A 6483-nucleotide genomic window follows, 5' to 3' on the forward strand; every position below is an offset into this window, starting at 1 on the left:
CGTCTGCTCTCTAAAAAATATGACGTAATTGGAGTCCACATGTTCTGCATGAGTACGATGGAAGGAATAACCGCTCACTGCAGAAATTTTGCACCATTGTATAATATTGAAGAAGAAGCTGCTACAGGCACCTCAAACAGCGGCTTAACCTCTTACTTGAAACAGTATGACTTGATTGCCGAAAATGTAGTCAATACTTTTATCCAGGGTGAATCCATGAATAAGAAATCCTATATTTATACCAGGATTAATAAGGACCAAATCCAGGTAGGCGGCTATGCCCGGATCGCACTGGAATGTCAGTTTGCCTGACAATACCATGGATGACATTCCAGTGCTTTTGGGGCTGATAATATGCTAAAGCATGGTTTCATCTTTTAATGCATCCACGATATCCGCCCTGCAAATTTTTCTGCCTGATATATAATACGCCACTCCAACTGTCACAATAATAAACATTGCCATTACGAAAAGAGGCATAACAGGCATAATTTTCAAAAAATCCCCGTATTTTAAATAAACAGAAAATATCACAAACAAAATGTTCAGGGGCAGACAGATGAGAAGCGGCTTCATGCTGATTATCAGGGCTTCCATAAATAAAATTTTCTTTACCCCCGCAGGCGTTAGACCGATAGATATATACCGGGCAAATTCACGTTTGCGCTGATAGATACTTCCCAGTGTATTGGCAAATACATTGGCTAATCCTATAAATGCCAGCATCCCGCACAAAATCCCCATTATAATATTCAATCCTTTTCTGGACATGGTATTATATGCTTCTTCTGATTTACGGTTTTCCAGCGTATAATCATACCCGCCTTTATCTAAAATTGTCGTAAGCTTACGTTCAATTTGCTCAATTTCCTGATCTGAGTCAGCCAGTATCCGAAAATATCGCTCATTTTCCCCAAAGTTATCGGAAAATGTCTGATAGAATTCGGCTGACATTATCTGCAAAAGAGAAAAATAATGATATTCTTCCCGAAGATTTGGAACCTGGTCCGTGTAGGTCCCTATTTTCATAGATAGGGTTTTCATTTCCTTTTTTGTTTGTAACTTGTTTCCTTTATTTGTGTCTTTATTTGTATCTTTATTTGTATCTCTATATGATACTTTTTCCGGCTCTTTTGATGCTTCTTTGTCCGGCAGCAGATCCAGAATCTGCCCATTCGTTTCTTTTATAAATGGCAGAAACTGTCTGTTACGGAAATCACTGTGAATGTTATCCCAGATTCTGTTTACAGTAACAGCACCGCTTTCCATGGCCTGCGTATTCCCCATTCCATTTTCTTTGCAGTATAACTGAAAACTTTTATCATCCAGTATCACAATGGGAACGGGTACCAGGTACTTTTCTCCATCTTTTATAATCCCCACATCCCCCAGTACATCAATACCCCCTATCGCATTCAGTTCAGCAGACAGCATTTTTTTATCAATCCAGGTATACGCTTGCGCCTTTCCATACGCTGCACAATCTGAGACTTGTGGAATATTTCTGATCTCATTTAGCAGGAGATTCTCCTGTTCTTTTGCACCTTTATCTGTGCCGTTGAGCGTAATCATCAGATCCCAGGCATCCTTATACCTTTCAAAATAGGACTGCTGAGTACTCATATCAGACAGAGTCATAAAGTTTAAGAAAAAGCTGAACATCAATATGGACAGGGTAAGGGAGATACTGGCAGTGCGAAAAGCTTTTCTTCTGGTATACAGCGATTTTCTCGCCAGTTCGCCTTCTATCCCAAACAGTTTAGAAAGCAAACGATATTTTTTTACTTTCTTGACCGGGGGTTCTGCTCCTCCGCAAATGGCTTCCAAAGGCATTACTTTACTTAATTTCTTCGCTGCCCTTGCAGATGCCGCATAAACAGTCAGCACACATATTGCAAATGTAACCAGTAATACCAATGGATGATAACTGAACTTGGCATCCGTCCGGTTGCTTATGTCTCCAATGACATTGGCAAATTTAATGAAACCACAGTCTATCACGATTCCCAAAGCAATACCGGATAATATTGGCAGCAGGCTTAAGGCAAACGATTCCTGCATCAATGCAGTTCGTATCTGTTTTGGTGTCGCACCCACACTCTGGAGGATGCCGAGCTGATGCAATCTGGAATTCATGGTAATTCCAAATGCATTATAAATAATCATTGCCAGAGAAAAACAGGTAACGATCATAACAAATATGTAAAAAGTCATCAGTAATGGCGGATCCTTTTTTTCCTCTGGTGAATATATATAATATTGAGTGAGAAGCATCTTATTGTATTGCAAATCAATATCCTCCCCCTCATCCATTTCCATCTGATTAACAAGTTCCGGTAACTCCTGATAAACATTTTTGGGATTTTTTAAATATATTTCTGCATAGGCTTCCCCTTTTACATCCTGATGGAAAACTATTTTGTCTACATTGGGACTATTTTCTATTGTATTTATTTCCGCTGATGTTAGATTCCCTATCATTTTTCCATGCCATGCCCCGTCCTTAGACACTAGGCGGTCAATATTATCCGTCCACATATTATAGAAGATTGCACAGATTGCCGATATAAACACGGAGGAGATCAGGACAGCTACCATAATGGAAATGCTTGCAGCCCTGTTATTTTTAATATAATTCTTTGAGTATACTTTCCACATTTTTTCGTCCCCCTGATTTATCGCAAGCTTTCCACCGGTTCATCAGACAGGATTTTTCCATCTCCGATTGTTATAATGCGATCTGCCTCAAGTGCCACTTTCCGGTCATGTGTGATGATTAGTATCGTCTGATCAAAGTTGCGGTTGGAAAATTTTAATAATTCCATAATCTCTTCTGAATTCTTTTGATCAAGATTACCGGTTGGTTCATCAGCCAGTAAAATAGCAGGGCGATACAATAAAGAACGGGCAATCGCCACTCTCTGCTGCTGTCCGCCGGATAACTTTCCCGGTAAAAATTTCAATTTGTCTTCAAGCCCCAGCGCCTCCACAATCTGATAAAAATAATTCATATCAGGTTTTTTCTTGTCCAGAAGTATGGGCAGCAGGATATTTTTCTCCACTGTCAGCGTAGGAATCAGATTAAAAAACTGATAAATAAGTCCCACTTTTGTTCTTCTAAGAACTGCTGCCTTTGCCGCATCCAGTGAACTTATATCATCCCCATCTATCTGAATCTTTCCTTTCGTAGGCCGGTCAACTGCACCGATCAGATGCAGCAGTGTGGATTTGCCGGATCCTGACGAACCAACCACTGCAACAAATTCTCCTTTTTCTACGGTTAAATTAACATCTTTCAGCGCTGTAACCTGATTACTGTCCGAGCCATAAATTTTCGTCACTCCAACACAATTCACTATATCCATTTATCAAACCTCCTGTTACGAACTGCTTGATCATCGCAAGTTCCTTAGTTTACCACCTTATCCGTCCTAACTTTACCATCACAGATTTCAATCAAATGCCCAGCCTGTAAGGCGATACTCTCATCATGGGTAATCACAATAAGCGTTTGTTTATAATACTTATTAGAGTATTTCAGCAGTTCTACTATTTCCTGTCGGGTTACGCTGTCCAGATTTCCGGTTGGTTCATCTGCCAGAAGAAATGCAGGGGCATGGATCAGGGCACGTCCAATGGCTGCTTTTTGCTGCTGGCCCCCTGATAACTGCCGGGGCTTTTGCTTTGCTGCTTTACTCAGCCCCAGAATTTCCAGAAGACCAGATAAATGTTCTTGGTTTACCCTGCGTCCATCCAGCTGCAGAGGCAGTGTAATATTTTGTTCAACATTAAGAGTCGGGATCAGGTTATAAAACTGATAAACCAGACCAATCTGGCGCCGTCGGTAGATTGCCATTTCCCCAACCGTTTTTAAAAAGATATCTCTTCCATCCACGAAGATACTGCCCGATGTAGGTGTATCCACTCCCCCAAGTAAATGTAGCAATGTAGATTTCCCGGAACCGGACGGTCCGGTTATCGCCACAAATTCTCCTTTCTCTACCCGAAATGAAATGTCTCGCAGCGCGTGAATCTGATTATCTCCACTGCCATATATTTTGTTTAAATTTTCCACCCTTAAAATTTCCATGCTGCACCTCTTCCTGTGATTATTATAGCAAAATTAAGTGACTGTGCCGTGACTCTAAGATTACAAAACCGTCATATTCAACTGCCTTTCATTATACAATACCTCCGGGTTACAGACAAAAAAAGAAGGCTTTAAACAGCCCCCTTATAAAAACAGATATGAAATTCCGCGCCGCCATTTTTCTTATTTTGAACATGAACCGTCCCATTCTGCCTGCTGATAATCATTTGTGTCAATGCAAGACCAATTCCAATACTCCCTTTTCCTGCTCCTTTTCCTTTATAAAACCGTTCAAAAAGATGGGGCAGATCTTCCGGCGCAATCCCACCTCCGCTGTCAGAAATTACGATCTGAGTATATATGGGATTTTCCTCCGCTTTTATATGCAGACTTCCGCCAAAAGGAGTATATTCCATACAGTTTTTTATGATATTGCCTACTGCCTCCACACTCCACAAAAAATCCCCCCTGTAACGGATCTCATCGGGGATATCCAAAACTATTTTCTGTTCCTTTAACTCCAGCGGAATCTCCAGCGGTTCCATTGCCTTTTTCATCAGTTCCCCAACGCGAACAGATTCCAAATGAAAATGAACAGTACCGGATTCCAGCTGGGAAATCTTCAATAGTGAAGCAATCAGCCAATCCACACGGGATAACAGGCTGTTCACTTCCTGCACCATCCGCATCCGTTCTTCCGGCAAAATGCCTTCCCGCTGAAGCCGTGGTGTAATCATACGAATGGATGTAAGGGGTGTTCGAAGCTGATGTGAGATATCCGCAATAGAGTTACTGAGATATACCTTGTCTTTTTCCAGCATCTCAGCCTGTTCTCTTAATCTTATGGTCATCTTAACGATCTCAGTGCTTAAAATCGCCAGTTCGCCTTCCTGATCCTTCATAAAATTCATTGTATAATCCCCATGAAGTATCTGGTCCAGCCCCTCATTCATGACTGCGATTTTTTGATACCTCCTGCGGGTAAAAAAATAACAGGAGATACCGCCGGTTACACAGATGATTCCGGTGTAAACACCGCCAGGAACAGATATCGCCAAACCTCCAAGAACAGCCAGAACGGTGAATATGGCGTATCGGATAAAATAACTTTTCACTTCCGGATTTCTCAGTAACTTCATTTCCATACTCCTTGCTGCTTATCTCAAATTTAGCTGAAATGCTGATGCCTCTACTCATATTTGGCTTCAGTCCAGATATCCCTTTTCAAATTTGGCTGCCCTGCTAAGTCTGCTCAGTCTCCAATTTTGTAGCCCTGTCCTCTAATCGTCCTGATGATCACAGGTTTTGCCGGATCATCCTCCACCTTTTCCCGCAGCCGCTTGATATAAACCGTAAGCGTATTGTCATTTACAAAATCCCCGGCTATATCCCAGATCTCTTCCAACAGCCGGTTTCTGGTCAGGACTTCTCCCTGATGGCTCAAAAAAACAAGTAAAAGCCTGTACTCTAAAGCAGAAAGGCTGATTTCCTTCCCCTCCTTCGAGACATATGCTTTTACTGTATCCACGCTTAAGTTTGAAATCCGGAACACGGACTGTGACTTCCCGCTGTGCCGCAGTACATTTTTAACCCGTGATATTAATTCCAGGGGCCGGAATGGTTTCGCAATATAATCATCCGCGCCCTGGTCAAATCCCGTGACCACACTTGCTTCATCCCCCAATGCAGTCAGAATAATTACAGGCAGTTCCCATTCCTGCTTTATGTATCTGCAAATAGAATAGCCGCTTCCATCCGGCAGCATCAAATCTAATAAGACCAAATCAAACTGCTCCCGTTCCAGGACTTCCATAGCATCTCTTCTGGTTCTGACAGAAACAGGGAGAAATCTTTCTTCTTTTAATAGTTCTGACAGATTTTTTATAATATCCTCATCGTCTTCAATAAGTAGTATCCTGTTCATGTATACCTCATTTCCATAAATAGATGACATTAACTGCAGACCTGCAGCCTGTACTATTGTCCTGCCCCAGCACCTCCATCAAACATTCCTGGTAATTCGAACCTTACGTACCTTCCCCTTTATTGGTTTTTCCTGCAGAACTTCCAGAACTGCTTTTCCTTTCCCATTTAAAATCTCTACATAAGTCAAGCTGTCCCGTACATCAATAATTCCAATATCTTCCGCAGTTATTCCCTGGATATTGCAGATTGCTCCCACCACATCCACTGCACGCATTTTTGATTTCTTTCCGCCTCCAACAGACAGCCTTGTAATAGATTTATTCAAAGCAGCACCTTTTTTCGGTTTCAGTACCACCTTTTTTTTAAGATATGCCCAAAATCTTTTCTCATCATCAGCAGTGCATTCCGGAAGTTCTGCTATGGGCAATTTCTCCCCTGTATACGTCTCTACAATCTGTTACATATTC

6 protein-coding genes and 1 pseudogene are annotated in these 6483 nt (G+C 41.6%); 1 reads left to right on the plus strand and 6 read right to left on the minus strand.

Annotated features, from left to right (window positions below; translation table 11 throughout):
• On the plus strand, positions 1 to 312 hold a 312-nt coding region (locus ACH2DQ_RS09340), incomplete at its 5' end, for a PhzF family phenazine biosynthesis protein (RefSeq protein WP_395026505.1).
• 45 nt (positions 313 to 357) lie between these two features.
• Here ACH2DQ_RS09340 and ACH2DQ_RS09345 read toward each other — a convergent pair.
• From ACH2DQ_RS09345 to ACH2DQ_RS09370, 6 genes and pseudogenes are all read right to left on the minus strand, one after another.
• Positions 358 to 2658, minus strand: coding sequence for an ABC transporter permease (locus tag ACH2DQ_RS09345; RefSeq protein WP_394910644.1), 2301 nt, complete (start codon positions 2656 to 2658; stop codon positions 358 to 360).
• Between the two features lie 17 nt (positions 2659 to 2675).
• Positions 2676 to 3365, minus strand: coding sequence for an ABC transporter ATP-binding protein (locus tag ACH2DQ_RS09350; protein WP_394910645.1), 690 nt, complete (start codon positions 3363 to 3365; stop codon positions 2676 to 2678).
• 44 nt (positions 3366 to 3409) lie between these two features.
• Entirely contained in the window at positions 3410 to 4090 is a 681-nt protein-coding gene (locus tag ACH2DQ_RS09355; RefSeq protein ID WP_394910646.1) for an ABC transporter ATP-binding protein, read from the minus strand.
• Positions 4091 to 4221: 131 nt separating this feature from the next.
• Positions 4222 to 5229 (minus strand): sensor histidine kinase, encoded by a 1008-nt coding sequence (locus ACH2DQ_RS09360; protein ID WP_394910647.1) that lies wholly within the window; start codon positions 5227 to 5229, stop codon positions 4222 to 4224.
• A gap of 113 nt (positions 5230 to 5342) precedes the next feature.
• Positions 5343 to 6014: a response regulator transcription factor gene (locus ACH2DQ_RS09365; protein WP_394910648.1), complete on the minus strand. Its 672-nt coding sequence runs from the start codon at positions 6012 to 6014 to the stop codon at positions 5343 to 5345.
• Between the two features lie 78 nt (positions 6015 to 6092).
• Positions 6093 to 6464, minus strand: a pseudogene (locus ACH2DQ_RS09370) (DbpA RNA binding domain-containing protein); the annotation flags it as partial.
• Positions 6465 to 6483 lie beyond the last annotated feature (19 nt).

It is taken from the genome of Robinsoniella sp. (genome assembly GCF_034124845.1).

Coding starts and splice junctions, on each gene's coding strand:
- ACH2DQ_RS09360 (WP_394910647.1), bottom strand. CDS start 5,229: ATGAAGTTACTGAGAAATCCGGAAGTGAAAAGTTATTTTATCCGATAC.
- ACH2DQ_RS09365 (WP_394910648.1), bottom strand. CDS start 6,014: ATGAACAGGATACTACTTATTGAAGACGATGAGGATATTATAAAAAAT.
- ACH2DQ_RS09355 (WP_394910646.1), bottom strand. CDS start 4,090: ATGGAAATTTTAAGGGTGGAAAATTTAAACAAAATATATGGCAGTGGA.
- ACH2DQ_RS09345 (WP_394910644.1), bottom strand. CDS start 2,658: ATGTGGAAAGTATACTCAAAGAATTATATTAAAAATAACAGGGCTGCA.
- ACH2DQ_RS09350 (WP_394910645.1), bottom strand. CDS start 3,365: ATGGATATAGTGAATTGTGTTGGAGTGACGAAAATTTATGGCTCGGAC.